A 25,569-nucleotide genomic window follows, 5' to 3' on the forward strand; every position below is an offset into this window, starting at 1 on the left:
GGGCCTACGATGCGCGGCACTGAGACATCCTGCAACATCTCAGTCACGCAGCTTAATAAATCTGCAATCCCACAAAGATTTTGAGGTAGTACCCGAAATGGCCAAGGCCGCCGATGTCGTTGTGCAATGCCTGGAAAACGAAGGTGTCGAGTATGTATTCGGCATTCCTGGTGAGGAAAACCTCGACCTGCTCGAATCCCTGCGCAAGTCGAAGATCAAGCTGGTACTGACCCGCCATGAGCAGTCTGCAGGTTTCATGGCTGCCACTTACGGTCGCCTGACCGGCAAGACCGGCGTCAGCCTGTCGACCCTCGGCCCTGGCGCGACCAACCTGGTGACCGCCAGCGCCTACGCCTACCTGGGCGGCATGCCGATGATGATGATCACCGGGCAGAAGCCGATCAAGAAGTCCAAGCAGGGCCGCTTCCAGATCATTGACGTGTGCGGCATGATGGACCCCATCACCAAGTACACCCACCAGTTCGCCTCGGCCGACAACATCCCATCGCGCATGCGCGAAGCCTTCCGCCTGGCTGAAGAAGAAAAGCCAGGTGCGGTACACCTGGAGCTGCCGGAAGACATCGCCGCCGAACAGACCGACGCCCTGCCGATCCCGCGCAGCCTGCACCGCCGCCCGCTGGCCGAGCACGTGGCCATCGAAGCTGCTGTAGAGAAGTTGCTGGCCGCGCGTAACCCGATCCTGGTGATCGGCGCCGGCGCCAACCGCAAGATGACCGCCAAGGTCCTCAAGCAACTGATCGACAAGACCGGCATCCCGTTCATCACCACCCAGATGGGTAAAGGTGTGGTCGACGAGCGCCACCCGCGTTTCCTGGGTAACGCTGCGCTGTCGTCGGGTGACTTCGTGCACCGTGCGGTTGAAGCGGCCGACCTGATCATCAACATCGGCCACGATGTGATCGAGAAGCCGCCGTTCTTCATGGTCCGTGGCGGCACCGAAGTCATCCACATCAACTTCCGCTCTGCCGAAGTCGATGCGGTTTACTTCCCGCAAGTGGAAGTGATCGGCGACATCGCCAACGCCGTGTGGCAGATCAGCGAAGCGCTGAACGACACTTCGCACTGGGACTTCACCCGCCTGATGGCGATCCGTGAAGCCAACGAAGCACAAATCGCCGAAGGCGCCGACGACAACCGCTTCCCGGTCTACCCGCAGCGTATGGTTGCCGACATCCGTCGCGTGCTGCCGTCCGAAGGCATCGTTGCCCTGGACAACGGCATCTACAAGATCTGGTTCGCCCGTAACTACAAGGCGCACAAGCCGAACACCGTGCTGCTGGACAACGCCCTGGCGACCATGGGCGCCGGCCTGCCATCGGCGATGGCTGCGCACCTGGTACACCCGGACCGCCCAGTAATTTCCGTATGCGGCGACGGCGGCTTCATGATGAACAGCCAGGAGCTGGAAACTGCAGTACGCCTGGGCATGCACATCACCGTGGTGATCCTGCGTGACGACGGCTACGGCATGATCCGCTGGAAGCAGGCCAACATGGGCTTCACCGATTTCGGCCTGGACTACGGCAACCCGGACTTCGTCAAGTACGCCGAAGCCTACGGTGCCAATGGCCACCGCGTGGAAAGCGCCGAAGGCCTGCTGCCGCTGCTGGAACACTGCATCAATACCCCAGGCGTGCACGTGATCGACTGCCCGGTCGATTACAGCGAGAACGACCGCATCCTCAACAGCGAGCTGCGTGAGCGCGCGCTGGCGGTGTAAGCCCTGAGGTCCGGCGCCATCCGCAACGGCTGGCGCCGATCCCCTGTAGGAGCGGCTTTAGCCGCGAACACCGGCAAAGCCGGTGCCACCTATCGCGTTCCCCGCTCAGCGAGCAAGCTCGACATCCTTGATATTGGCAATCGGCCCGAGAATCGCCGGATCGAATGCAGCCATCGGCTGCTTGCTGTCCAGCCGTTGCGGGTAATCCGGGTTAGCCAGCGCGGCCTTGCCGAGGGCAATGATATCGGCACCCTCGTCCAGTGCCGTGTCGGCATGTTGTGGATCCTCCAGGCCACCATTGGCAATCAGCAGGGAACCAGGCGCGTAGCGGCGTGCCAGTTTCACCAGGCTGGCGCCGTTGTCGGCAAAGGCGGGCTGCCAGGCTTGGTGTTCGGTGACATGGATGAAATCGACGCCGGCAGCATGCAGCGAGCCGAAGATCACCTCCGCGTCCTGTTCGCCCTGGGCCCATTTGTGCCCGAAGTCGTTCACCTTGCCTTGGGAAATCCGCACCCCCAGCGGTACATCGCCGACGCTGGCGCGAACCGCCTTGATAACCTCCAGCGTCAGTTGCACGCGCCGTTCGCTGCTACCGCCCCAGCGGTCAGCGCGCTGATTGCTGTAGTCGGTGAGAAACTGGTCAAGCAGGTAGCCATTGGCGCCATGAATCTCGATGCCATCGAACCCCGCGACTTGCATGGCCCGTTGCGCGGCGCTGGCGAAGCCGCCGATAGCATCGGCGATGTCTTCATCGCTCATGGCCTTGGGCTCGGCATAGCGCCCCTCGCCGTAATAGAAACGCATCTGCTCGCCGGTGGGCCTTACCGCCGAGGGTGCGGCGGTTTCATGCCTGAAGCGGTTGCCCTGGCTCAGGGCGCCGGCATGCATCAGCTGCGCAAACACCATGCCCTGGTGTGCATTTATTCCTTGAATAACCGAGTGCCAGGCATGCGCCTGCTGGTCATTCGCCATGCCGGGCTGGTTCAGGTAGCCCTGCGAGTAAGCCTGGTCGGTATACAAACCTTCGCTGATCACCAGGCCGAACCCGCCCTTGGCGAAGCGCTCATAGTAATCGGCCATTGCCGCAGTGGCGTCGCCTGCTGCGGTGGCGCTGACGCGGGTCATTGGCGCTACTGCCAGGCGATTGCGCAAGGTGCGCCCCGCAATATCAATTTGAGTTAAAGTGCGTGCTTTGAAAGCTGTCATCGGGGTTCCTCTCCGGCCAGGAATGGCGCATGCGGTAGCAGTTGTGTAGCAAGGCTACTGTTGGCTAAAGGCCTGACCAAGTGCGGCTGTAGAGAAACCGGCTTAACCATAAAGGATATAGTGATGCTCGTTGCAGACCTGCGCGTATTCCTCGCTGTCGTCGCTGCCGGCACCCTTTCGGCGGCTGGCCGCCAGCTCGATGTCTCACCCATGCAGGTTTCCCGCAGGCTCGCTGCACTGGAAGAGGAGCTGGGCGTGCGCCTGTTCCATCGCACCACCCGTGCCGTGGCCCTGACTGCCGAAGGGGAGGCCTTGTTGCCCTTTGCCAGAACGATGACCGACGCCGAGGACAGCGCGCTGGGTGAGCTGCGGCCATCCTCAAGCAACGTCAAAGGCGTGCTGCGCATCACCGCCCCCAGCGTTTTCGGCCAGGGCATCGTGGTCGGTCTGCTGCCGGGATTGCTGGAACAGTACCCAGACCTGCGCATTGACCTGGATGTGTCGGACAAGGTGGTGGACCTGGTCGGGCAGGGCCTTGACCTGGCCTTGCGTGTGGCGCCCCTGGCCGACTCGGAGCTGGTCGCGCGCAAGCTTGCTCCCAACCCGCGGGTACTGTGTGCCTCGCCGGCCTACCTGCAACGCCACGGCCAGCCCGGCACGCTGGCAGCGCTGGAGCAGCACGCCTGCATCATGTTGCAGGCGGTGCCGCGCTGGCCGTTCGTGGTCGATGGGGCCCCGCAGTATCGGCGCCTGCAAGCCCGGGTAAGTACCAGCAGCGTGGACGCTGTCAGGTCGGCCGCTGTCCAAGGGTTGGGCATTGCCATGCTGGCCTATTGGGATGTGTTTCAGCAGATCCGTGATGGCGTGCTGGTGGAAATTGCGCTGCAAGATGCACAGATGGAGCAGCTGGCCGTCTGGGCGGTGATGCCGACCCGCCGCTATGTACCGGCGCGTGTGAAGGTGTTCCTGGCCGCGCTGGAGACCGCGTTGGCGCGCTACAGCCAAGGCATCTGAGCCAGTTCTTGCACGGATGCCGGACTCTTCTACGCTCTGAACGGGGCTGGGGGAGATCCTGGCGGTATCGACTCTGGTCACCCGGCCACTGCGCCAGTTGGCCAGCAGCGCGCAGCAGGTTCACGACCATGACGCCAGCCTGCAGTTGAAAACGGTCAATGCCTGGTACGCCGAGGCCGCTGCCATTCGCAAGGCCCTGATGGCCGGGGTACGTTCGCTGGACCAGAAGATCAGCGACCTCAACCACGTTGCCGAAAGCGACCCGTTGACCGGGTTGATCAACCGCCGGGGCATGAACGCGGCATTGGCCATCCTCGACCAGCAGGGCCAGCAGTATTGTGCGCTGGCGCTGGATATCGACCACTTCAAGCGCGTCAATGATACCTGGGGGCATGACGTCGGCGATGTCGCCCTGCAACATGTCGCCGGCATCATCCAGGCTTGTTCGCGCGCCGGCGACCTGGCCTGCCGTGCGGGGGGGGAAGAGTTTGCCTGCTGTTGCCAGACACCCGCCTGCCGATGGCGACTGAAATTGCCGAGCGTATTCGCACGACGATTGCCAGCAGCCCGCTGGACAAAATTGGGTTGATGACGATTTCCATTGGGGTTGCCTGCCGCGACAGCGCGGAGCAAGCATCGGCTGCCGTGCTGAAAAGTGCGGATGAGCGCTTGTATATGGCGAAGAAAACCGGGCGCAACAGGGTTATGGCGGATGGCTGATCCGTTGGAGCGGGCTTGTCCTGCGATTGCCGGCGCAACCGGTGCCATATCCCGTGTTGCTTGCTTTGCGGGCGCCCCCCGCAGGGCTCCGAATAAACACATCGTTTAAAACATACGCAGCAAATTTCAGACGGTGCCGACATACAGCCTTTCCCTTGCTCCGTAACCTTGGGCGCCCACCTACAAGGAAATATGGACATGGCTAGTAACGGATACATGCGCATCAATGGCGAGCGACAAGGCTTGATCTCCGCAGGCTGCAACTCACAGCCGTCCATTGGTAACCGATGCCAGCTTTCTCACCAGGATGAGATCTTGGTGCTGGCTTTGAACCATGCAATGTCCAACACCGATAACACTCAACGCGCCACTCACCATCCCGTGTCAATCACCAAACTGGTCGACAAGGCTAGCCCTTTGCTGGCTCAGGCCGTGGATTCTCAAGAAGCGCTCGTCTGTGAAATAGACCTCTACCGCACTCACCCCGGAGGTCATCAGGAAAAGTATTTTTCCATCAAGCTGGAAGGCGCCGTGATCGTCGCTCAGGAGCTGGACATTCCCCATACGGTGCTAATGGCCGATCAGCAGGCGCAAGAGCAGTTGCTTATTCGCTACCGCTCGATCAGGTGGACTCACCATGCTGCCGGGACAACCGGGCACGCGGCTTGGGGGCAAATGCCATGAACCGCCAAGAATATGGTGAGCGGCTGGACCAGGCGTTTTGGGAGGTGAATGCTGCGGCAGCCGGGTTGGTCAGTCACGGTTGCACTGTCAGTGCCCGGTACCTGCAGGATCGCAGGTTGCGTATGCAGTTCAATCGGGAGCTCGCCTATTACGCGCAGCGAGTGGTGGACGATGTCGTTCAGCGACGGATCAGTCCGGAAGAGGGGCTGGGGCGCATTCAGGCGGAAAGCTCTAGTTTGGTACCAGAAATACGCCGCGTACTTGAGCAAGTCGTTGGTATGGCTGGCGGCGCTTCGCAAGTTGTTACTGGTGCGGGGAGCTGTATTGGCAGTATGGGCACCCTGTGTGTGGTGCATGGAATGCCTTTGATAGCGCACGGAGGTAATAATTTTTATGAGAATGCTCGCGGTTTATATGAAGGTCGGAGTGATGTGGTCGGTCCGGTAAGGGCGCTCTACCAAAGTGCAGCCAAGGAAATAGGATACAGCGAGAGAGAGGGGAATATTGCATACTACGCTGCCGATCTTGTTCTCTCTGGCAGCGCTCTGGCCCGTAAAGTCCCTAAGCGAGGTTCCTGGAGGTTATTCCGGTATATTAAATCTGATAAAGAATCAAAAATAATGCAGTTGGGTGGTAAGGGACTTATTTTCGAATCTGCTACTTCTTGGTTGGCGCTGAAGCAGCTAGCGGCTGAGGCTGAACAATGAAAGTGTTGGCGCTGATTCTATTTATGGTTTGTGATATTGTATTGAAAAATTTGCTGGGTAAGTATGTTTTCAAGGATTTCTCTGTTGGATGGCAACGCTTGGGTGCTCTCGGTTATTGTATTTTTGTAGGTGCACTTTATTTCGAGCTAATGAGTGGTAGGGGTTTTATTTATTTTGCCGATGAAGGAGAAACGCTTTTCGGGTTTGGTTTCGTGACTTGTCTGTGTCTGGCAATGCTTTATTTTCACGCCCATAGCTATGTAACGCGTTTGTACGATGGACAGTTATGAAGGAATCAAACAGTGGGCAATGGGAGCCTGGCGGTTCCTGCTGCGACACCCTCAGCGACGGATTAGCACTGAGGAGGGGCTGGGGCGCGTTCAGGCGGAAAGCTCTAGTTTGGTTCCAGAAATACACCGCGCTCTTGAGCAAGTCGTTGGTATGGCTGGCGGCGCCTCGCAAGTTGCTACTGGGGTGGGGAGCTGTATTGGTAGCTTGGGCACCCTGTGCGTGGTGCATGGAATGCCTTTGATAGCGCACGGAGGTAATAATTTTTATGATGGCCGAGGGCTCTATGAAGGGCGCACGGATGTGGTGGGGCCAATTCGAAAACTATATCAGGAGGCCGCCAAGTCGGCGGGTTATGGTGAGCGTGAAGGGAATATGGCCTACTATAGCGCAGATCTGGTCTTTTCTGGGCGGGCTTTAGCTCGCAAGGTTCCCAAAAAGGGGACTTGGCGTTTATTTCGCTATCTGGAATCTGATATGGAGAGAAAGTTTCGTCAGCTAGGTAAGGGTGGCCTGTTGTTTGAGTTTGGTGCGTCGGCTTTGACATTGGGGTCACTACATGACGAGTCATAGCAAATGAAAGTGCTTTTATTTGTTGTTTTTGCAATGTGCGATGTGGCATTTAGGATGTACTTGAATAAAACAGTCTTCAGGTCGCTTATGAGTAGCTGGAGGTTGAGTTGTGCGGTCTGTTATTTTGTTCTCATGATGAAGATTTATATGGATATAGTTGGCGGAGAGGGCTTTTTTAGTTTCTCATATCAGTCCGGCGACTTAATCGCTGTATCGATAGTTACTGCTGTTTGTGTTTTAATGCTCATCTTCCATGCTTGGGCAGTTACTTCACGGATGGATAAATAGTTATCCACCCAAGCAAATTTTCCGATTGGGCGTTCGTCCTGCCTTGGGTTCACCGGCCTGTTGCGCGAGTGGTGCGGCCAGCAACACCGTTGACCGGCGTTTACAGCTTGTCCTGCGGATGGTGCGCGCCATCGCTCACCGGTACAGCAGCTTCCAGGTCGTAAGGGTTGACACCTTCCAGGCAGCCAATGTTGTAAGCGCACTGGCTAGGGTCGATGCGTCTTATGTGGTGGGTGTAAACCCCGCACTCAGCGCAGAAAAAGTGGCAAGCCTGCTGGCTGTTGAAGCGATATTGCTTGAGCAACTGTTCACCTTGCAGCACGCGTAAGCCGCTCAGCGGCACACTACCCATCACCGCGCCCCTGCGCCTGCACAATGAGCAGTTGCAGCGTTTGGGATCTACCACGCCATCCGGCAGGTCCAGCTCAAGTATCACCTGCCCGCAGTGGCAGGTGGCCTTGTGGGTGGCCTGGATTTCCGCATTGCCGATTCGCTTGATCATGAACCCGTCCTCAACAAGCCCTGCAGGCTGGCCAGGATAGCGTTGGCATCGTAAGGCTTGCGCGTTACCGGAACGTGCTGCAGATGCTCGGGAATGCTGATGCCTTCGCCATAGCCGGTGGCAAACAGGAACGGAATCTGCCGGCGCGTCAGTTCATCGGCCACGGAAATGGACGTGCCGGTGCCCAGGTTTACATCCAGTATCGCGGCGTCCGGTGTGCGGCTGGCAAGCAGCCGAATGGCCTCGTCCTCGGAACTGGCAGTGATCACGTCCTTGATTTGCGCATCGTTGAGAATCTGCTCCAGGCCAACCGCAATAACCAGTTGGTCTTCAAGTATCAACACGCACAAGCCTGCCCGGGTCGCGAGGGCATCGGCTGCACGTGCAATGGGCGCGGTCAGGCCGGCAGGTTCGGCGGCGTCGGCTACGGACAGGTGTTTGGCAGGAATCCTGAACAACCCTTGCAGGCCTTCGGCGTGATACTCCACCGCGCTGGTGCCGCCAAGGTCGAACGGGATGCTGCGGTCGATCAACACCGAGCCAAAGCCACTGCGGCTGGGCGGGCGCACCGTTGGCCCGCCGCTTTCACGCCAGCTGATGGCGCAGGCGTTGCTGGCGTCGATGGCCCAGCTTACCGCAAGCTTGCCACCGGCCCGCGACAGCGCGCCGTACTTGGCGGCATTGGTAGCCAGTTCGTGCAGCACCAACGCCATGACCGAGTAGGCGCGGGCATCAAGGGTAACGTTGGGGCCCTGCAGTTCGATCACGCCGGCAGCGGTGCGATAGGGCGAAAGCTCGGCTTCGAGCAGCATGGCCAGGCGCCCGCCACCGTCGCCACGCACCACTTGATCGTGAGCCAGGGATAGCGCCTGGATGCGCCCCTTCAGTGTCGCCACGTAGTCCTGCAGTGTCTGGCTTTCCGAGGTCGGGTGGGCAACCAGTGCACCGATCAGCGAGAGGATGTTCTTGACCCGGTGGTTGAGCTCCTCGTTGAGGATGCGCTGACGCACTTCAGCCTTCGAACGCTCGCTGGCCAGCAGCTCGCTGTTGTACAGCACCACTTCGACGATGGCGGTGCGGATGGCATCGCCAAACTGGCGGTCCTGCTCGGTCCAGGGCAGCGACTGCTGTTGAACGGTTTCTTTCCAGATGGCAAAGCTCTTGCGCGGCGTCAGGCGGTCGCCCAGTACGCCGCTGTCATAGGTCTTGTTCGGGTCCCCGGCCCAGTCGAGTGTCTCGACCACCTCCTTGCGGAAGAAAATCAGGTAATCCCTGGGGTGTTGTGACATCGGGATGATCAACACGCCAGACACGTCGGTGAAGTACGCCTGGGCTGAGGGCAGCACCATGGACAGGCGATTGGACGCCCAGGTGCGGCCTTCGCTGACCATATCCGCCAGGCGCAGCAAGTCGGGTACAGCCGACTTGGGTGGCGCCAGCCCGGCGGATGACCAGCGGCCTTGCAGCGACATGCCGATGCCGTCGCATGGGATCAGTGACATGAGCCGGGGCAGGCGTGCGTGGAAGAACGCATCGATGTCCGCAGCCTGGTTGGCAGCGTGAAGCATGTCGTCCAGCGCTTGGTGGACGTGTACGGCAGCTTCGAGCTTTTGCCGGCTGCGCAGGGTCTCGATATGCAGCGAGAAGAACTCGCCGAACATTTCCGCTGCCACCCGCTGCCCCATGGCCAGGGTGCGCGGCGCGTAGTGATGGCAGGCGATCATCCCCCACAGTTCGCCGTTGACGATGACCGAAATCGACATCGAGGCACCTACGCCCATGTTGCACAAGTATTCGCAGTGGATCGGCGAAACACTGCGCAGGTGCGCGTAGGACAGGTCGAGCGGTTCGCCTGACGGGTCGAGCACAGGCTCGATGGCCACTGTCTTGAACTGCGCGTCGGAGATGACCCGGATCGGGTTGCGCAGGTAAAGCGCGCGGGCCTGCTGGGGAATGTCGGAGGCGGGGAAGTACTGGCCCATGAAGCTCTCCAGGTCGCTGCGCCTGGCCTCCGCGACCACCTTGCCGGCACCGTCGGCACCCAGTTGGTAGATCATCACCCGGTCGTAACCGAGCACGGCCCGGACAAAACGGGCCGCGTCGCGGAACAGCTTGCTGGTCTGGTCGATCTCGCGCAGTTGGGCGATCAGGGTACGGGCCAGTTCGATGGGTTCGGCGATGCTGGCGCCAGCGGGTTCGAACTCCAGAATCGCCGTGCCTTTGAACAAGTGCGCGGCGATATCGACGGCTTGGCCGTTGGGCAATATCACGCCAAAGCTGAGCGCCGGGCGCGAGGCTTCGCGGGTACGGGCCAATGCGTTGCGCAAGGTATGGGCTACCTCGTCCCCCAGCACCGTATGCAGCTTCTGGTTGTTGATGTCGCCGGTTACACCCAGTAGTTCCCGCACGTTGACCGAGTGGCGCAGGACCACGGTGGCCGATGCATCACAGGCCAGCAGGTAGCCATGGGGCTGGATGCTGCCGGGGATCTGAATGGGTTCGCGGTCGCAGTTGGTCAGGTTGACTTGGGGGTCGGAGGTCATTGGCCCGTGCCTGAGAAGGAATGAAAGGTTGCCCGACAAGGCCGCAGCACTGTGGCGCAATCTTCGTCAGCCTAGCAGGCATCACCATTTAGGTATATTCGGCAGAAGAGGGCAGATGAGCCTTCTTACCTCACTACTCAGGCTATCTCATTACCCTGCAGGAGCAGCCTTGTGCTGCGAAGAGGCCTGTAGGGCAAAAGATCCTCTATGGCTGTAATGGCCTCTTCGCAGCACAAGGCTGCTGCTACAGGTCCCATGCTTCCCTTGAAGTTGATGCCGGCCAGGCGGGCTGTGACAAATGCTCCAGGAAGAACTCTGCCAAGGCCTGAACCTTTCTAGGCCGGCTACGCGCCGAAGGCGTGACGAAATACAGCCCTCCCTGGGTCATGCTCCATTCAGGCAAGAGCTGCTCAAGGCGGCCATCGGCCAGGTACTCGGCAGCGATGAACTCAGGCAACTCGGCAATCGCCAGGCCTGCCAGCAAGGGGGCGACAAGGGCATCGGCGTTGGTGACCCGCAGCGGCCCACGCGGCACCACATCCTGTTCACTGCCATCGGCATGGGTAAAGCGCCAGACCTGGCTGCGGGCGCGGTAGGCATAACTCATGCAGGCATGGTCGGCCAGTTGGCGCGGGTGCAAGGGGCGGCCATGCTCGGCAAGGTAGCCAGGCGCCGCCACCAGATACTGGGTAACCGGGCAGATGCGCCGTGCCACCAGGGAAGAGTCGGGCAGGGCAGCAATACGTAGCGCGGCGTCGAAGCCGTCGGCGACCAGGTCTACCGTGGAGTCGGACAAATGAAGATCGACCTCCAGCTCTGGATAGCGGGCCAACAGCTCAGGTAACAACGGCGCGACCCAGCGCAAACCGAATGACATCGGCACGGCCAGGCGCACCAGCCCCCGTGGCTGCACAGCCATCTCCTGCGCGGCACTCTCCATTTCCTCCGCCTGGCGGTACAGCGCGCTGGCCTGGTCGACCATGCGCTGGCCGAACTCGGTCAGTGAAAGCTGGCGCGAGGTCCGGTTGAACAGGCGCCCGCCCAGGCGTTCCTCCAAACGTGCCACTGCCCGCGACACGGTCGGTACCGACACCGCCATGGCGCGTGCGGCGGCTGCATAAGAGCCTTCTTCAGCCACCTTGGCAAACATCGCCAGGCCTTCGAAATCCGGGATTCTTGCCATTTCAAATCTGCAATGATGTGTTGCCAATGATTCTATTTTGAAATTAAGCCGGGGTCGATACGCTTCTTCTCACACCCACTCACCCACTCAACGGGAGCAACACCATGAGCAAGAAACTCGCAGGCAAAATCGCCCTGGTCACCGGCGGCACCACCGGCATCGGGCTTGCCACTGCAAAACGCTTTGCAGAGGAGGGCGCCCACGTCTATATCACCGGCCGCCGCCAGGCCGAACTGGACAAGGCTGTGGAACTGGTTGGCAACGCCACAGGTGTTGCCGTGGACTCCACCCAGCTCGATCAGCTGGATGCGCTGTACGCCCGGATTGGCCAGCAGCATGGGCGCCTGGACGTACTGTTTGCCAACGCTGGCGGTGGTTCCATGCTGCCATTGGGCGACATCACCGAGGCTCACTATGACGATACCTTCGACCGCAACGTCAAAGGCGTGCTGTTTACTGTGCAAAAGGCACTGCCGCTGCTGGCGCGCAACGCTTCGATCATTCTCACCGGCTCTACGGCGGGCAGCTCCGGCACTGCGGCGTTCAGCGTGTACTCGGCCTCCAAGGCCGCCGTACGTGCCTTTGCCCGCAGCTGGATTCTGGACCTCAAGGACCGTGGTGTAAGGGTCAACACCCTGAGCCCAGGTGCAACGCGTACGCCTGGCCTGGTCGACCTCGCGGGGCCGGATGCAGCGCAACAGCAAGGCCTGCTGGATTACCTGGCGGCGCAGGTGCCGCTGGGCCGGGTAGGGGAGCCGGTTGAAATCGCCAATGCCGCGGTGTTCCTGGCCAGTGACGATGCCAGCTTTGTCAACGGTGCGGAGTTGTTCGTCGATGGCGGGCAGGCACAGATCTGACGGGCGTTGGAGCGAGGGCAAAGGCGGTATGTTACCCATATCGCCTGTGGAGTACAGATGTTCTCCTGTCGACTAACCCTTGAAGGCAGGCTGTGATCAATGGTCTTATCGCGCGCCTAGCCCAACTGGTACTGAAGCATGAACCGCCCGCTGTTTGTTTCCATGGATGGGCCCAAGGGCACCGGCAAGACCACACTGCTGGAAGCCGTTACCCAAGCCCTGAGGGCGGACAACATGAAGGTGATCCGCCTTTGCGAGAAAAAGAGCGACCCCTTCAGGGGGGTAACCATGGCCCTCGTCAACCAGCTCGTCAGGCACCCCTCGCGGGAGCTGGAGTGGCAGGTGTGCGAGCGCTTTGCCGATAGCCGTGCCTGGATTTCCCAACACGTGCTGCCTCGCCAGCCCCAGGGCAGCATCATCCTGATCGATCGCTGGTACCCGTCCGATGCCGCGTTTCGCCGCACCGTGCCGTTTGCCGAGATCTTGCGCTTGAACATCGAGCGCGGTGTGCAAGTGCCAGATTTGCATGTGGGGGTTGTCACCAGCCCTGAAACCTCTTGGTCAAGGGCTGCGGCACGTACACGGGGGCTGGGGAGTACGGTGCTCCTCAGGCTGGAGGAGCAGGTTGCCTGTACCGATGCGTTCGAGCGTGCGGTTGCCGAACAGGGTTGGATGCTGTGCCGTAACGAAGGCAGCATCGAGGCCGCAACGCAGCAGGTGGTCAGCGAGATAAAGCGTGTGCTTGGGGAGGCCAAGGAACGCCAGCAGCATCAACACCTGCGGGAAGGCTGAGGCGCTCAGGCTCACCTAAGTTTTCATCAGTAACCTCGCGCTCAGATACCCCGGTGGGACCTGAGGAGGTCACTCGATGGATGCCCCGAACAGAGGATGGCTGAATAAAGTACCGGAAGTGACGTTGTCCTTCTGGATCATCAAGGTCATGTCCACCACGGTGGGAGAGACGTTCGCCGATTTTCTCGCCGTCGACATAGGGTGGGGGCTTGCCATCACCAGTGCAGTGATGGCCGTGCTATTGGCTGGCGCGTTGGCGCTGCAGTTGCGTAAACGCCACTGTGAGCCCTGGATCTATTGGCTTTGCGTGGTGCTGGTGAGCATTCTGGGTACCCAGATCACCGACATCCTGACGGACGAACTGGACGTCAGCCTGTACGCCAGTACGGCGTTCTTCTCGGTGCTGCTGGCGGCCAACTTTACGGTCTGGTATGCGCTGGAGCGCAACCTGTCCATACGTGAAATCGTCACAGCCAGGCGTGAGTGGTTCTACTGGAGCACCGTGCTGTGCACCTTCGCGCTGGGCACTGCCGGCGGTGACCTTGCCACCGAGGCACTGGGGCTTGGCTTTGATATCGGTGTTGTGATCTTTGCCGCAATGATCGCCGTTTGCCTGCTTGCCTGGCGCCTGGGGGCCAACACGGTCCTGGTGTTCTGGGTTGCCTACATCCTGACTCGGCCGCTCGGGGCTTCCCTGGGGGACCTGCTGACCCAATCGCATGACTATGGCGGCCTCGGCATGGGGGCCACCTGGACCAGTGCAATCTTCCTTTGCGTGATCTTCATCCTGGTTGGCGTTGCCCAGTTCAGTGCCGAACAAACCAAGCGGCTCGCCCGTTGATAATGAGGTAGTAACCCATGATTTCGATCCGTTCCTGCAAAATGACGGCGGCTATTGCCTGCACTGTCGGTGTACTGCTGCTAGCCCAAGGTTGCTCCAAGCCAGAGCAGGCGCAACAGCCGGCTGCAGGCGCCCACGCAGCGACCAAGCTGGGTGACCTGAGCACATTCCGCGCCATTGCCGAGGATGTCGCGGCCAAGGTCGATGCCCAGGACCTGCCCGCTGCCAAGGCGCGCATCAAGGACCTGGAAAAAACCTGGGACGATGCCGAAGCCGGGATCAAACCCCGTGCCGCGAGTGACTGGCATGTGCTGGACAAGGCGATCGATCGGGCACTGGATGCCTTGCGCGCTAGCCAACCAAAGCAAAGCGACTGCAAAGCCGCCATGGATAACCTGCTGAAAGCCTTTGACAGCTTGCAAGGGCCGCGACAAGGCTGAGCGAGGTGCAGGCAACACCTTTGCACTCGGCTATCGTTCCTTCACGCGCTGAAAATGGGGAAGGCAATGCGGGTTTTACTGGTCGAGGATGACAGCATGATCGCCCAGGCACTGCAGGACGCGCTGTCAGCGGCAGGTTATGCCGTGGATTGGGTGGGTGATGGCCTGGCGGCCGAGGCAGCCTTGCGCGCGCAAGCCTACGACCAGGTGCTGCTCGACCTGGGCTTGCCCGGGCAAGATGGCCTGCAGTTGCTGCAACATCTGCGCGCGGCCGAAAACCCGGTACCCCTGCTGATCATTACCGCGCGCTCGGGGCTGGATGACCGTGTGCGCGGGCTGGATGGCGGGGCAGATGACTTTTTGCAAAAACCCTTCGAAATGGCCGAGTTGCTCGCCAGGATGCGTGCCGTCATGCGGCGCAGGGGCGGGCGCGCGGCACCTGAACTGGGCAATGGTACGGTCAGCCTGGACCCGGTCAGCAAATGCGCTCGCGTGCTGGCTCAGCAGCCTGTCCAGCTTTCCAACCGAGAATTTGCCTTGCTTCAGGCCTTGCTGATTCGCCCGGGGGCGATCTTGTCTCGGGCTGAACTCGAAGACCGGCTTTACGGGTGGGGCAATGAGGTTGAAAGCAACGCGGTCGAATTCATCATCCATGCCTTGCGCCGCAAGCTGGGCAAGGATGTGATTCGCAATATCAGGGGGTTGGGATGGATGGTCGCAAAAGACACCTGAACCAGTCCCTCCAGCTACGCCTGTCGGTAGGGTTGTCTGTGGCGATCCTGCTGGTAGCGACGTTGAGTGGGGTATTCAGTTACCTCTCGGCCTACGATGAGGCGCTAGACCTGCAGGACAACAGCCTGCACCAGGTTGCGGCCTTGTACATGCGCCAAGGCCTGGCATTCAGTTACCCGGCCAGCGTACAGCCAGCCGTGGGCGACGATGAAGAAACCCGTATCGTCATCCAGTATCTGGCCGATGGCCAAGCCGTCAGCCATGCCGATGACAGCCGGCTGCCGTTGCCCATTGCGGGCTCTGTGGCCAACGGTTTATCTACGGTTACCGTTGGTAGTGAACCCTTCCGCGTGCTGGTGAGCACGGACACGGCTGGCAAGCGCTTTGCCGTGGCGCAGGAAATCGACAGCCGTAATCGCGCCGCCCGCAACAGCGCTTGGCGCGCATTGCTGCCATTTGCCATCCTCTTCCCCATTTTGCTCCTGGTGGTGGCCAACCTGATCCGCGAGCTGTTCAGGCCAGTCGGAACCTTGGCGGCAATGCTGGATACCCGCGATGATCAGGACCTACGGCCGATTGATGAGCGCCTGCTGGCCAGCGAGATACGCCCTTTTGTTCAGGCGATAAACCGCTTGCTGGCGCGTGTTGCGCGCACCCTGGAAAGCCAGAAGCGTTTTGTCGCCGATGCGGCCCACGAGCTGCGCACCCCCCTTACAGCACTCTCGCTGCAGGCAGAAGGCCTTGCCCCCGAAGTGCTGTCGACCCGCGCCCAGTTACAACTCGCCCAACTGCGCCGTGGTATCGCCAGAAGCCGCAAGCTCATCGAGCAGCTGTTGGCGCTGGCTGACGCGCAGCTTGGCGATATGCCACCCGGCGCGGTGTCCCTGCATGAGGCCTGCCGCCTGGTGCTGGAAGACCTGATGCCATTGGCGGAACAGAAGCAGCTCGACATTGGCCTGGAGGGTGGCGATGCGTTGTTGCCCATGCGGGAAATCGAATTGACCACCATCATCCGGAACCTGGTTGAAAACGCCATTCGCCATGCCCCTATTGCAGGCCATGTGGATCTGCAGGTCAAACAGGGCGCTGGCCTGGTCATGCTCTGTGTCAGTGACGATGGTCCGGGCATTGACGCGCAAGAGTGGGCGCGTGTGTTCGAGCCCTTTTATCGTGGCACCGACCCTGTCGGCGAGGGTGCCGGCCTGGGCTTGTCGATTGTGCGAACCATCGTCCAACGCTCCGGCGGGGAGGTGGATGTGGGGTACACAGATGAAGCGGGCAAGCAGGGCTGGCGTGTTTGTTTACGTTGGGTGATCAATAACGACTGACGATGTCGGTTGTGGGCCTATCCAGTCCTGTAGAAACTGCTATAGTCGGCGATCTACCCGAGGACGAGTTTGCACAAGGAGTGCCTGCTCTTGAATGCCCGCGACATTTCAAAACCTTCCGCTTCTGTTTCTCATTCTCCCAAGCACAACTGCACCCGGGCCCTTGCTCCGTTCACGCCCGTTGTGACTAACCGCGTGCTGCCAATACCGCCGATGTTCAAGACGTCTTGAGCATGTTTTTTTCACGCGTTTTTTATACCTGAACCGATAAAACAATAACCAGTGCGCTTGAGCGCACGGAGACAAGGGCATGCATGACACCATGTTCAGCTACCGTTTGATCTTTCTTTTGTTGTTCATGGCCTCGATCGTTACATGGGTGTTTCTGTGGTTGGCCGGTTACTTTCCAGGTCGCCACTCAACACAACTGCATGGCGTAAAGGCCGACACCATGACGGCGCTGGCATTGGCGCTGGTGTTGGCATGCGCGGTGCTGGACTACGCGCGCTTGCTGGAACGCAACCTGTTGCTGGCGCTACTGCTATGCGTGGGTCTGTTATTCCCTTGGGGCGCATTCTTTATCCACAAAGTGTGTACGTCCGTGCGCAGGCGCCTGCTGTCGTCGCATCACTAGTATCGGCGCTCACGTTATTTGCAACAGTAAACCCTATGGACAAGGAATCGCCATTGTGGAACAAGCTTCCAAACTAAAAATGCGCATCAATCCCATTTCGCTACTATTGTTGTGTGCGTTATGGATGACACTGGTGGTCAACTCGGTATTCTGGACAACTGTCTGGCGGGCTATTGACGGGTTTGACAATGGCAACCCTTTCTTTTTACTTAGCCTGCCACTTTTTGTAATTGCCTGGCACTTCATCATTCTCTGGGCGCTGTGCTGGGGGCGATTGCTGCGGCCCATGCTGGCGCTGCTGATAGGCATTGCTTCTGCCGCGAGTTATTTCATTTCCCACTATGGCATCGTCATCGACGCCGCCATGTTGATGAACCTTTTCCAGACCGACGTGGCGGAAGCGCGTGACTTGCTCAGCCCCGGGCTGGCGCTGTGGTTGTTGGCGACAGCGGTTCTGCCGATCATCATCCTCTACCGTGTGCCGCTCGCGCGCCCCAGCTGGCGCCGACAGACCGTCTGGCGCCTGGGGAGCCTGGGCCTGGTGATCGCAATGGTGGGTGTCATTCTGGCTACGCAGTACCAGTCCTACGCATCGCTGTTGCGCAATAACCGGGAAGTTCGGCTGATACTGGTCCCTTCGAACGTACTGGGGGCTGTGCATAGCTATGGGAAACACGCCTTCGCCAAACCTCAGGCATTCGTGCAGGTCGGGACTGACGCGCAGCAGCGTGTCGAGGCAAACAGTGCAGGGCGTAACAAATTACTGGTTCTGGTGGTTGGCGAGACGGCCAGGGCAATGAACTTTTCCCTTAATGGCTATGAGCGCGCAACCAACCCTGAGCTGGCGACACGGCAGGTCTTGAGCTTCCGTGATGTCAGTTCCTGTGGCACGGCCACTGCCATTTCTGTGCCTTGCATGTTCCAGGACCTGGGCCGCGACGACTGGAAAAACCAATACGCTGACCACCGGGAAGGGCTACTGGACGTGCTGCAGCGCGCCGGTATCGCAGTGCTCTGGCGCGACAACAACTCCGGTTGCAAAGGTGCTTGCGATCGTGTGCCAAACGAGGATCTTTCCCGTGCTGGCATCGCGCAACATTGTGTAAAGGGCGAGTGTTTCGATGAGGTACTGCTCGCGGGCCTCCAGGGCTACCTGGACCAGCGCACCGGTAATTCGGTGGTGGTGTTGCACATGAAGGGCAGCCATGGGCCCGCTTACTACAAGCGTTATCCGCAAGCGTTCGAGCGTTTTACGCCGGTATGCAGCGACGCCCAGCTTGACCAATGCGAGGACCAGGCGATACGCAATGCTTATGACAACACGCTGCTGTATTCCGACCACGTGCTGGCGCAGGTGATCGATGTGCTCAAGCGCAATGCCACGCGCTTCGACAGCGCCATGCTGTATGTGTCAGACCACGGCGAGTCGCTTGGGGAAAAGGGCGTGTACCTGCATGGGCTGCCTTACGCCATGGCCCCGCAAGAGCAGACCCATGTGCCCATGGTGGTGTGGCTGTCGCCGCAGCTGGCAGTACGCCGCGGGATTTCTCAAACGTGCCTGGCGCAGCGCACGAACGTAACGCTGTCCCACGACAACCTGTTCCATTCCGTGCTGGGGCTGATGGATGTACAAACGCAGGCATATCGCGCGCAACTCGACATGTTCCAGCCTTGCCAGGCAGCCCATTTGACTGGCCAGCTTCCGCCACTGGACCCAGTGGCCGAGCAGTGATTTGTCGGGGGCAAGGTTATAGGCGGGTAATACAAGCCTGTCCGCGCCCCAGCAGTGTGTCAGGCGCCCTGGCGGTCGATGTCGCGGCGCAGCACGACCGACGTGGTAATGTCATCCACTGACTCGTGACGTGCCACGTTGTCGCGCACCTGGTTGAGGTCGTCGATTGTGCGGGTCTCGACTTCCACTACCAGGTCAAGCTGGCCGCTTACCGAGGAAACGCGGCGTACGCGCGCGTCTGTTGCCAGTTGGTCCAGCAGCCCCATGGCAGGCGTGCGTTGCAATGTCACCAGCAAGATCGCGCGTATGACGTTGGCGTCTATTTCGCCGATGTCGGCACGATAACCGCGAATGATCCCGCTGCGTTCCAGGTTGGCCACGCGCTCGGTCGTGGCGCTTCTGGAAAGGCCGATGCGGCTGGCCAATGCCTTCAGCGCAATGCGCGCGTCCTTCGAAAGTACTTCAAGAATCTCACGATCTTTTGCGTCCAGGTCACGCATTGCACCACCCAATAAGCTCGCCGTCTTTATGCCGGTCGGAACCGGCATAATGCCTGTTGATCCCGACCGTATGCAGGGTGTCGGTTTCGGCAGTGCGTGACAAGCTATTGAAAAACTATTTGCTCGCTCGGAACGTGATGATATGACAGACCTTTCCCACCCGGCACCTCGGTTTTCGGCAAGCGATGCAGAGGGCCTCGCAAAAGATTTCTTCAATGTCACCGGCACGGCAACGCCCCTGGACGGGGAGCGTGACCGCAATTACCGGCTGGACACTGGCGTAGATGCAGGCTGGATCCTGAAAATCGTCAACGCCACCGAGCCCAGGGTTGAAAGTGAGTTTCAAGCCGCGCTGCTCGATCACCTGGCGGTGCATGGCGCGCACTTGGGCGTACCGCACTTGCGGGCCAGTGTGGCGGGCGACTTCTTGCCGAGCGTGGCCAGTGCCACGGGCGAACAGCACGCTTTGCGCCTGGTCAGCTGGTTGCCGGGTACGCCGCTGGCCGAGGCCAAGCGCAGCTTTGCGTTGATGAGCAACTTCGGCCGGGCGCTCGGTGAACTTGACCGCGCCCTGCAGGGCTTCATGCACCCGGGTGCTGTGCGCGACCTGGACTGGGACCTGCGCCATGCCGCGCGCTCACGTTCACGCCTGCACTTCATCAGCAGCCCTGAGCGCCGGGCAATTGCAGAGCGTTTCATCACCCGCTTTGAACAGACCGTACAGCCTAAGCTGGCCTCACTGCGGGCGCAGGTGATCCACAACGACGCCAACGACTGGAACATACTGGTCGACGCCGAAACTGCCGGTAACGTGACTGGCTTCATCGACTTCGGCGATGCGGTGCACAGCGTGTTGATTGCCGAGGTTGCTATCGCCAGTGCGTACGCCATTCTCGACATGGACGACCCGATCGGTGCCGCTGCTGCGTTGGTGACCGGCTTCCATGAAAAGTACCCGCTGCAAGCACAAGAGCTTGATGTACTGTTCAACCTGATCGCCATGCGCCTGGTCATCAGCGTCACGTTCTCCGCTTCTCGGCACGATCAGACCGGTGACAACCCCTACCTGGCAATCAGTGAAGCGCCTGCCTGGCGCCTGCTGGAGCAGCTTGATTCCATGAACCCGCGGCTGGCCACCGGTATCCTGCGCAAGGCATGTGGTTTCGATGCCATCGAAGGTGCGGGCGAAGTGCGCCGCTGGATCGCCGCCAACCACAAATCGTTTGCCGACCTGGTGCGCCCATCGGCTGCCATCCTGAACAAGGTGATTGCCCCGTTTGGCGACGCTAACCACGAGATGACCATCGCTTCAGCCGAGCAGCGCCCAGCCGATGCGACCCGTTGGTGGGATGCGTTTTCTGCCGCGCACAAGGTGCCGCTGGCCATCGGGCCGTGGGGTGAGTTGCGCACCATCTACACCGACAGCGCCTTCGAGTCGCGTTTCATCAAGGGGCAACGGCGCACATTGCATGTGGGGGTCGACCTGGTGATGCCCGCAGGTACGCCGCTTTACGCGCCCGTCGCCGGCACCGTCAAGAGCGTTGAGGTTGAACCCGACCCGCTGGTTTATGGTGGCCTGGTGATGATCGAGCACACGCCGCCAGGTTGCCCGCCATTCATGACCCTGTGGGGGCACATGGCCCATGAGGCGCTAAGCCGCTTGCAAGCCGGTGACAAGCTCGAAGCCGGCGACCTGGTCGGTTACATGGGCACGGATCAGGAAAACGGCGGGTGGATTCCCCACCTGCACCTGCAGATGACCACCGATACCCAGCTGAGCGCGAGCGAGATCATTGGCGTAGGTGAGCCAGAGTACCGTGAAGTCTGGGCCGACCTGTTCCCTGACGCATCGGCGCTGGCCGGTATCCCAGCCGAAACCTACAGCCAGCAGGGGTTGAGCAAGGCCGAGATCATCGCCAAGCGCAAGGCGTCGCTGCTGCCGAACCTGTCGATTTCGTACAGCGACCCGATCAAGTTCGTGCGCGGCGATGGCGTGTGGCTGATCGACAACTTCGGCCGGGCCTACCTGGACTGCTTCAACAACGTTTGCCACCTGGGCCATAGCCACCCCGACGTGGTCGAAGCGCTGACGCATCAGGCTGCGCTGCTCAACACCAATACCCGCTACCTGCACGACAACATCGTCGAATATGCCGAGCGCCTGACCGCTACGCTGCCAGAGGGCCTTTGCGTAGCGTCGTTCGGCTGTTCGGGCAGTGAAGCCAACAGCCTGATGCTGCGCATGGCGCGCAACTATACCGGCAGTGACCAGGCGATCGTGCTGGACTGGGCCTACCACGGCACCACGCAGGAGCTCATCGACCTGAGCCCCTACAAGTACAAGCGCAAGGCCGGCAAGGGCAGGGCGGCGCACGTTTACGAGGCTATGGTCCCGGAGAGCTACTACGCCCCCGAGGACTGGCCAGTGGAAGAGCACGGCAAGCGCTTTGCCGAGTCGGTGGCAGAGCAACTGCAGGCCATGCGCAAGGCCGGCAAGCGCCCCGGGTTCTTCCTCGCAGAGTCGATCCCCAGCGTGGCGGGGCAGGTGTTCCTGCCCGAGCACTACCTCAAGGAGGTGTACGCCATGGTGCGTGCCGAAGGCGGGCTGTGCCTGGCCGATGAGGTACAGGTCGGCTTTGGCCGCGTCGGTAGCCACTGGTGGGCCTTCGAGACCCAGGGCGTGGTGCCGGATGCCGTATCCATGGGCAAGCCGATTGGCAACGGCCACCCGATGTCGGCGGTAGTGACTACGCGTGAGGTTGCCGACGCATTCAACAATGGCATGGAGTATTTCAATACCTTCGCGGGCAACCCGGTGTCGTGCGCGGTTGGCCTGGCGGTGCTCAATGCAATCGAGCGCGACCAGTTGAAAGAGAACGCCTTGGACGTTGGCAATTACCTGCTCGATGGTTTCCGCAAGCTTCAGCAGCAATTTGACGTGATTGGTGATGTGCGCGGGTTGGGCCTGTTCCTCGGTATCGTGCTGGTCACTGACCGCAAGTCGAAGGCACCGGCCACCGCCTTGGCCAGGAAAGTGGCTGATGGCGCAAGGGAGCGCGGCGTGTTGATCGGTACCGAAGGCCCGCATGACAACGTGCTGAAAATGCGGCCATCGATGATTTTCAGCCGGGCCAATGCCGACTTCCTGCTTGAAGTACTGAAGGACAGCTTTGCGGCAGCGCTGAAGTAACAACTGTTGTTGGCAGGCGCTCCGCGTACCCTGTGGGAGCGGGCGCGCCCGCGAAGAATCCAGCGCGGTGCATGGCACCGGCTGCGCCGGTGTTCGCGGGCACGCCCGCTCCCACAGGCGCCCCGCTAAATCAATGAGTTATGTGCAGAGCAGACCATTGTGCAAACAGGCATCAGGCGGTCTGCCGGTCGATATCGCGCCGCAAGACCACCGCGGTGGTGATGTCGTCTACCGAATCGTGGCAGGCAACGGCGTCGCGTACCCGGTTCAAGTCATCAATCGTCCGTGCCTCAACTTCGATCACCAGGTCGAGTTGCCCGCTGACTGATGAAACCCGCTTCACCTGGGCATTCTGTGCCAGCAGGTCCAGCAGCCCCAACGCCGGGGTGCGTTTCAGCCCTACCAGGATGATCGCCCGTATGACATTGGCATCGATTTCACCAATGTCTGCGCGATATCCTCGAATCACCCCGCTGCGCTCCAGGTGCAAGACCCGCTCGCTGGTGGCACTTCTTGACAGGCCAATTCTTGCAGCCAGTGCCTTGAGCGCCACGCGTGCTTCCTTGGAAAGTATTTCGAGGATTTCCCGATCTTTGACGTCTAATTCGCGCAATGCTGAGACTCCCGCCTGATCACCGGTAAATGGTCGGCCGCGCCTGCAAAGTGCAGGTGCAAACCCACCCGATACTTGCTGCCTTTTAGTGCATTGCAAGACACTACTTCAGTTTGTTCCGGGCTCGAAGTAGCGCCGACATAATGTCGGTCGATTCCGGCAATGTGCCAGTCGAACACGCACATTGCAGGGTGATTTCACGGTTTCACTGTGCAAAGCTTTCGGTGAAGGTTGGGGCCTCGGCGCCCAAGACAATAAGAATACAAACTTCCAAGGAGTGCCTCGATGCTGGCAAGAAAAACCAGAATGCTACTGGCTTCCACCGCTGTTGCGGCGGCTACATTGTTCTCTCACGCCATAGCACAAGCCGATGACTTGCAGGCTATCCAGGAATCGAAAGTACTGCGTGTGGCCATGAGCGGCCAGTACTCACCGTTCAGTTTTGCTAATGAAAAAAATGAAATTGTCGGTTTCGACGCCTCCATTGGTGAAGCACTCGCCCAGCGCCTGGGCGTTAAAATAAAAATTATCACCACACCGTTCGACGGCATTATCGCCGGCTTGTTGGCCAAGAAGTACGACGCGGTGATCGCTTCGATGACCATTACGCCCGAGCGCCTGAAGGCTGTTGACTTTGTGGGCCCTTATTACCACGCCGGTCGTACCATCGGGGTCAAGGAAGGCTCGCCAATCAAGGGGGTTGATGATCTCAAGGATGTCACCGTTGGCGTTACGCTGGGCGACTCGCATGACAAATGGGCGCGTGCGCGCGGTAACTTGAAAGTGCGTACCTATAAAGGCTTGCCGGTAATGCTGGTGGATCTGGATGCCGGTCGTATCGACGCGGTGGTAATGGACAGCATTCCGGTGATGGTTGCAGTGAAAGAGACAGGCCAGAAAGTTCGGATCATCAGCTTGCCGGACGAACAGGGCGGTCGCGAAGGCCTGGGCATTGCCATCCGTAGAAACAACCCTGAACTCAAAGCCGAGCTGCAGAAGGCCCTGGACGACATCCTGGCCGATGGCACTTACAAAGAAATCTCCATGAAATGGGTGGGTAGCGACATTCGCTGACGCACACCAGGAATGGCCTGGCCGACAGGTTGGGCCGGGCTAGCTGATTTTTGTGAGTGCTTCTTATGGATCTATCATTAATCCATCGCACCTACCCGTTTTTCATGGAAGCCGCTTGGGTAACTGTGCAGATCTCGTTGCTTTCATTATTGCTGGGTTTGTGCCTGGCGATCATTCTGGTTGCTTGCAGGTTATCGCCGTTACTGATCTTGAGGTGCGTGGCTAAAATTTACGTCAGTGTGTTTCGCGGCACACCCTGCCTGGTGCAGTTGTTCATTATCTATTTTGGTGGGCCACAGATTGGTATTGAACTGGAACCGTTCTCTGCGGCGGTAATTGGCTTGGGCATGAACATCGCGGCCTACATGTCTGAATCCATTCGAGGCGCTATCGATAATGTCGACCCTGGCCAGGAAGAGGGTGCAAGGTCGATTGGCTTCAGCCGCAGGCAAACGCTGTTGTACATCATCATTCCGCAGGCAATGAAACTCATGATCAGGCCACTTGGCGTCAATGCCATCGGCCTGATCAAGGGGTCTGCCCTGGTGTCGGCCATTTCGGTGGTTGAACTGACCTACACCGCGCAGCGTTTTATCAGTTCAACCTACAAGCCGTTCGAGATATTCATGGTGTCGGCGTTGCTTTATATCGTCATGGTCTACTCGGTCAAGTACCTGGTAGAAGTGCTGGACAGGCGATACGCGATCAAGTGAGGGGTTGCCAGTGGAAGGATTAAACCTGAGTGTCATCACACCGTATTATGAAATGTTGGCGACCGGCCTGTGGTGGACGGTGGTCATGTTTCTCTGCTCCAGTGTCATCAGCCTGGTCGTGGGCGTGCTGTTTGCCTTGATCGACCTGTATGCGCCCAAGGCCATGGCACTGCCCGTGCGTTTCGTGACCTGGTTGCTGATGGGCACGCCCTTGTTGTTGCAACTGTATCTGATCTATTACGGGCTGGTTCAGGTGGGTATCGATATTCCGGCGCTGGCGGCGGGCATTATCGGGCTGAGCCTGCATGTTGCGGTGTACAACGCCGACGTGATCAAGTCCGGGATCGAGGCGGTTGACCCAGGGCAGATAGAAGGCGCGCGCTCGATTGGCCTGAGCAGGGCAATGACCCAGCGCTACATCATTGTTCCGCAGGCGCTCAGAAAGACCATTGCGCCCCTGGGCAACAACCTCATCGTGTTGCTGAAGGACACCTCGCTGGTCTCGATCATTGGTATTGCCGAACTCGTCTACAGCGCCCAACTGGCGGTCAGTGAAACCTATAGCCCGTTCGAGTTCTACATTGCCGTCGCGGTGATCTACTACGTAGCCAACCTGGTGCTTGAGGCGGGGCTGCATATTGTTCAGGCAAAGGTCGAGATGTCACGATGAATAA

Annotated in this window: 24 protein-coding genes and 1 pseudogene; 19 read left to right on the plus strand and 6 right to left on the minus strand. The window is 59.7% G+C overall.

The genetic code is table 11. The features are described from left to right. Window positions 1–97: 97 nt before the first annotated feature. Window positions 98–1,741, plus strand: coding sequence for an acetolactate synthase large subunit (locus tag ACIP1G_RS02040; protein WP_400733196.1), 1,644 nt, complete (start codon window positions 98–100; stop codon window positions 1,739–1,741). Between the two features lie 105 nt (window positions 1,742–1,846). On the opposite strand, the gene ACIP1G_RS02045 is transcribed toward ACIP1G_RS02040, so the two are convergent. After that, window positions 1,847–2,947 (minus strand): NADH:flavin oxidoreductase, encoded by a 1,101-nt coding sequence (locus tag ACIP1G_RS02045; protein ID WP_400733198.1) that lies wholly within the window; start codon window positions 2,945–2,947, stop codon window positions 1,847–1,849. Window positions 2,948–3,070: 123 nt separating this feature from the next. On the opposite strand from ACIP1G_RS02045, the gene ACIP1G_RS02050 reads away from it, so the two are divergent. The 6 genes and pseudogenes from ACIP1G_RS02050 (at window position 3,071) to ACIP1G_RS02075 (ending at window position 6,933) form a co-directional block, all read left to right on the plus strand. Then, window positions 3,071–3,961 carry a LysR substrate-binding domain-containing protein gene (locus ACIP1G_RS02050; protein ID WP_400733200.1) on the plus strand — a complete coding sequence of 297 codons (891 nt, stop codon included), beginning with the start codon at window positions 3,071–3,073 and terminating at the stop codon, window positions 3,959–3,961. A gap of 292 nt (window positions 3,962–4,253) precedes the next feature. Then, window positions 4,254–4,681, plus strand: a pseudogene (locus ACIP1G_RS02055) (GGDEF domain-containing protein). 198 nt (window positions 4,682–4,879) lie between these two features. Then, a complete protein-coding gene (locus ACIP1G_RS02060) occupies window positions 4,880–5,365 on the plus strand; it encodes an Hcp family type VI secretion system effector (protein WP_400733202.1) in 486 nt (161 codons plus the stop codon). Further along, window positions 5,362–6,072 carry a DUF4225 domain-containing protein gene (locus ACIP1G_RS02065; protein WP_400733205.1) on the plus strand — a complete coding sequence of 237 codons (711 nt, stop codon included), beginning with the start codon at window positions 5,362–5,364 and terminating at the stop codon, window positions 6,070–6,072. The genes ACIP1G_RS02060 and ACIP1G_RS02065 overlap by 4 nt, the downstream gene beginning before the upstream one ends. After that, complete coding sequence (locus ACIP1G_RS02070) at window positions 6,069–6,362, plus strand: hypothetical protein (protein WP_400733207.1); 294 nt, start codon at window positions 6,069–6,071, stop codon at window positions 6,360–6,362. Before ACIP1G_RS02065 ends, ACIP1G_RS02070 begins: the two co-directional genes overlap by 4 nt. Beyond that, a complete protein-coding gene (locus ACIP1G_RS02075) occupies window positions 6,349–6,933 on the plus strand; it encodes a DUF4225 domain-containing protein (RefSeq protein WP_400733210.1) in 585 nt (194 codons plus the stop codon). Before ACIP1G_RS02070 ends, ACIP1G_RS02075 begins: the two co-directional genes overlap by 14 nt. A 388-nt stretch (window positions 6,934–7,321) precedes the next feature. Here ACIP1G_RS02075 and ACIP1G_RS02080 read toward each other — a convergent pair whose 3' ends face one another. The 3 genes from ACIP1G_RS02080 to ACIP1G_RS02090 form a co-directional block, all read right to left on the minus strand. Continuing rightward, window positions 7,322–7,723 carry a GFA family protein gene (locus ACIP1G_RS02080; protein WP_400733213.1) on the minus strand — a complete coding sequence of 134 codons (402 nt, stop codon included), beginning with the start codon at window positions 7,721–7,723 and terminating at the stop codon, window positions 7,322–7,324. Further along, a complete protein-coding gene (locus ACIP1G_RS02085) occupies window positions 7,720–10,266 on the minus strand; it encodes an HWE histidine kinase domain-containing protein (protein ID WP_400733216.1) in 2,547 nt (848 codons plus the stop codon). The genes ACIP1G_RS02080 and ACIP1G_RS02085 overlap by 4 nt, the downstream gene beginning before the upstream one ends. Window positions 10,267–10,510: 244 nt before the next feature. After that, complete coding sequence (locus tag ACIP1G_RS02090; RefSeq protein ID WP_400733218.1) at window positions 10,511–11,449, minus strand: LysR family transcriptional regulator; 939 nt, start codon at window positions 11,447–11,449, stop codon at window positions 10,511–10,513. Between the two features lie 104 nt (window positions 11,450–11,553). Here ACIP1G_RS02090 and ACIP1G_RS02095 point away from each other — a divergent pair, with 104 nt between their 5' ends. The 8 genes from ACIP1G_RS02095 (at window position 11,554) to ACIP1G_RS02130 (ending at window position 18,805) form a co-directional block, all read left to right on the plus strand. Next, on the plus strand, window positions 11,554–12,306 hold the full coding sequence (locus tag ACIP1G_RS02095; protein ID WP_400733220.1) for an SDR family NAD(P)-dependent oxidoreductase: 753 nt from the start codon (window positions 11,554–11,556) through the stop codon (window positions 12,304–12,306). 138 nt (window positions 12,307–12,444) lie between these two features. Next, complete coding sequence (locus ACIP1G_RS02100; protein ID WP_400733223.1) at window positions 12,445–13,098, plus strand: dTMP kinase; 654 nt, start codon at window positions 12,445–12,447, stop codon at window positions 13,096–13,098. Window positions 13,099–13,174: 76 nt separating this feature from the next. Then, window positions 13,175–13,939 carry a hypothetical protein gene (locus tag ACIP1G_RS02105; protein ID WP_400733225.1) on the plus strand — a complete coding sequence of 255 codons (765 nt, stop codon included), beginning with the start codon at window positions 13,175–13,177 and terminating at the stop codon, window positions 13,937–13,939. 17 nt (window positions 13,940–13,956) lie between these two features. Then, window positions 13,957–14,379, plus strand: a complete 423-nt coding sequence (locus ACIP1G_RS02110; RefSeq protein WP_400733227.1) for a hypothetical protein — start codon at window positions 13,957–13,959, stop codon at window positions 14,377–14,379. Between the two features lie 66 nt (window positions 14,380–14,445). Then, window positions 14,446–15,111: a response regulator gene (locus ACIP1G_RS02115; protein WP_400733230.1), complete on the plus strand. Its 666-nt coding sequence runs from the start codon at window positions 14,446–14,448 to the stop codon at window positions 15,109–15,111. Then, entirely contained in the window at window positions 15,087–16,439 is a 1,353-nt protein-coding gene (locus ACIP1G_RS02120; RefSeq protein WP_400733232.1) for a sensor histidine kinase, read from the plus strand. Before ACIP1G_RS02115 ends, ACIP1G_RS02120 begins: the two co-directional genes overlap by 25 nt. A 310-nt stretch (window positions 16,440–16,749) precedes the next feature. After that, window positions 16,750–17,073, plus strand: coding sequence for a hypothetical protein (locus ACIP1G_RS02125; protein WP_400733233.1), 324 nt, complete (start codon window positions 16,750–16,752; stop codon window positions 17,071–17,073). Window positions 17,074–17,128: 55 nt separating this feature from the next. Then, window positions 17,129–18,805 (plus strand): phosphoethanolamine transferase, encoded by a 1,677-nt coding sequence (locus tag ACIP1G_RS02130; RefSeq protein WP_400733235.1) that lies wholly within the window; start codon window positions 17,129–17,131, stop codon window positions 18,803–18,805. Window positions 18,806–18,864: 59 nt separating this feature from the next. Here the strand turns inward: ACIP1G_RS02130 and ACIP1G_RS02135 are convergent, their stop codons facing one another. Beyond that, window positions 18,865–19,305: an Lrp/AsnC family transcriptional regulator gene (locus ACIP1G_RS02135; RefSeq protein ID WP_400733238.1), complete on the minus strand. Its 441-nt coding sequence runs from the start codon at window positions 19,303–19,305 to the stop codon at window positions 18,865–18,867. Between the two features lie 142 nt (window positions 19,306–19,447). Between ACIP1G_RS02135 and ACIP1G_RS02140 the strand changes: the two genes are divergently transcribed. Further along, a complete protein-coding gene (locus tag ACIP1G_RS02140) occupies window positions 19,448–22,495 on the plus strand; it encodes an aminotransferase class III-fold pyridoxal phosphate-dependent enzyme (RefSeq protein WP_400733239.1) in 3,048 nt (1,015 codons plus the stop codon). Window positions 22,496–22,667: 172 nt separating this feature from the next. On the opposite strand, the gene ACIP1G_RS02145 is transcribed toward ACIP1G_RS02140, so the two are convergent. Further along, window positions 22,668–23,108 (minus strand): Lrp/AsnC family transcriptional regulator, encoded by a 441-nt coding sequence (locus tag ACIP1G_RS02145; RefSeq protein WP_400733241.1) that lies wholly within the window; start codon window positions 23,106–23,108, stop codon window positions 22,668–22,670. A gap of 285 nt (window positions 23,109–23,393) precedes the next feature. On the opposite strand from ACIP1G_RS02145, the gene ACIP1G_RS02150 reads away from it, so the two are divergent. The 3 genes from ACIP1G_RS02150 (at window position 23,394) to ACIP1G_RS02160 (ending at window position 25,565) form a co-directional block, all read left to right on the plus strand. Then, window positions 23,394–24,182 carry an ABC transporter substrate-binding protein gene (locus tag ACIP1G_RS02150; protein WP_400733242.1) on the plus strand — a complete coding sequence of 263 codons (789 nt, stop codon included), beginning with the start codon at window positions 23,394–23,396 and terminating at the stop codon, window positions 24,180–24,182. Window positions 24,183–24,247: 65 nt separating this feature from the next. Further along, window positions 24,248–24,895: an amino acid ABC transporter permease gene (locus ACIP1G_RS02155; protein ID WP_400733244.1), complete on the plus strand. Its 648-nt coding sequence runs from the start codon at window positions 24,248–24,250 to the stop codon at window positions 24,893–24,895. Between the two features lie 52 nt (window positions 24,896–24,947). Next, the gene (locus tag ACIP1G_RS02160) at window positions 24,948–25,565 is read left to right on the plus strand and encodes an amino acid ABC transporter permease (protein ID WP_400733246.1); all 618 of its coding nucleotides are present in this window, start codon (window positions 24,948–24,950) and stop codon (window positions 25,563–25,565) included. The last annotated feature ends 4 nt before the right edge of the window (window positions 25,566–25,569 follow it).

Source organism: Pseudomonas sp. NPDC089392 (genome assembly GCF_044749595.1).
In the GTDB taxonomy this organism is placed as follows: Bacteria; Pseudomonadota; Gammaproteobacteria; order Pseudomonadales; family Pseudomonadaceae; genus Aquipseudomonas.

Bases quoted from the DNA above. Each gene is read 5' to 3' on its own strand.
- ACIP1G_RS02045 (WP_400733198.1), bottom strand. From the start codon at position 2,947: ATGACAGCTTTCAAAGCACGCACTTTAACTCAAATTGATATTGCGGGG.
- ACIP1G_RS02095 (WP_400733220.1), top strand. From the start codon at position 11,554: ATGAGCAAGAAACTCGCAGGCAAAATCGCCCTGGTCACCGGCGGCACC.
- ACIP1G_RS02125 (WP_400733233.1), top strand. From the start codon at position 16,750: ATGCATGACACCATGTTCAGCTACCGTTTGATCTTTCTTTTGTTGTTC.
- ACIP1G_RS02105 (WP_400733225.1), top strand. From the start codon at position 13,175: ATGGATGCCCCGAACAGAGGATGGCTGAATAAAGTACCGGAAGTGACG.
- ACIP1G_RS02110 (WP_400733227.1), top strand. From the start codon at position 13,957: ATGATTTCGATCCGTTCCTGCAAAATGACGGCGGCTATTGCCTGCACT.
- ACIP1G_RS02150 (WP_400733242.1), top strand. From the start codon at position 23,394: ATGCTGGCAAGAAAAACCAGAATGCTACTGGCTTCCACCGCTGTTGCG.
- ACIP1G_RS02075 (WP_400733210.1), top strand. From the start codon at position 6,349: ATGGACAGTTATGAAGGAATCAAACAGTGGGCAATGGGAGCCTGGCGG.
- ACIP1G_RS02090 (WP_400733218.1), bottom strand. From the start codon at position 11,449: ATGGCAAGAATCCCGGATTTCGAAGGCCTGGCGATGTTTGCCAAGGTG.
- ACIP1G_RS02155 (WP_400733244.1), top strand. From the start codon at position 24,248: ATGGATCTATCATTAATCCATCGCACCTACCCGTTTTTCATGGAAGCC.
- ACIP1G_RS02135 (WP_400733238.1), bottom strand. From the start codon at position 19,305: ATGCGTGACCTGGACGCAAAAGATCGTGAGATTCTTGAAGTACTTTCG.
- ACIP1G_RS02085 (WP_400733216.1), bottom strand. From the start codon at position 10,266: ATGACCTCCGACCCCCAAGTCAACCTGACCAACTGCGACCGCGAACCC.
- ACIP1G_RS02065 (WP_400733205.1), top strand. From the start codon at position 5,362: ATGAACCGCCAAGAATATGGTGAGCGGCTGGACCAGGCGTTTTGGGAG.
- ACIP1G_RS02120 (WP_400733232.1), top strand. From the start codon at position 15,087: ATGGATGGTCGCAAAAGACACCTGAACCAGTCCCTCCAGCTACGCCTG.
- ACIP1G_RS02060 (WP_400733202.1), top strand. From the start codon at position 4,880: ATGGCTAGTAACGGATACATGCGCATCAATGGCGAGCGACAAGGCTTG.
- ACIP1G_RS02160 (WP_400733246.1), top strand. From the start codon at position 24,948: ATGTTGGCGACCGGCCTGTGGTGGACGGTGGTCATGTTTCTCTGCTCC.
- ACIP1G_RS02115 (WP_400733230.1), top strand. From the start codon at position 14,446: ATGCGGGTTTTACTGGTCGAGGATGACAGCATGATCGCCCAGGCACTG.
- ACIP1G_RS02070 (WP_400733207.1), top strand. From the start codon at position 6,069: ATGAAAGTGTTGGCGCTGATTCTATTTATGGTTTGTGATATTGTATTG.
- ACIP1G_RS02040 (WP_400733196.1), top strand. From the start codon at position 98: ATGGCCAAGGCCGCCGATGTCGTTGTGCAATGCCTGGAAAACGAAGGT.
- ACIP1G_RS02140 (WP_400733239.1), top strand. From the start codon at position 19,448: ATGACAGACCTTTCCCACCCGGCACCTCGGTTTTCGGCAAGCGATGCA.
- ACIP1G_RS02080 (WP_400733213.1), bottom strand. From the start codon at position 7,723: ATGATCAAGCGAATCGGCAATGCGGAAATCCAGGCCACCCACAAGGCC.
- ACIP1G_RS02100 (WP_400733223.1), top strand. From the start codon at position 12,445: ATGAACCGCCCGCTGTTTGTTTCCATGGATGGGCCCAAGGGCACCGGC.
- ACIP1G_RS02050 (WP_400733200.1), top strand. From the start codon at position 3,071: ATGCTCGTTGCAGACCTGCGCGTATTCCTCGCTGTCGTCGCTGCCGGC.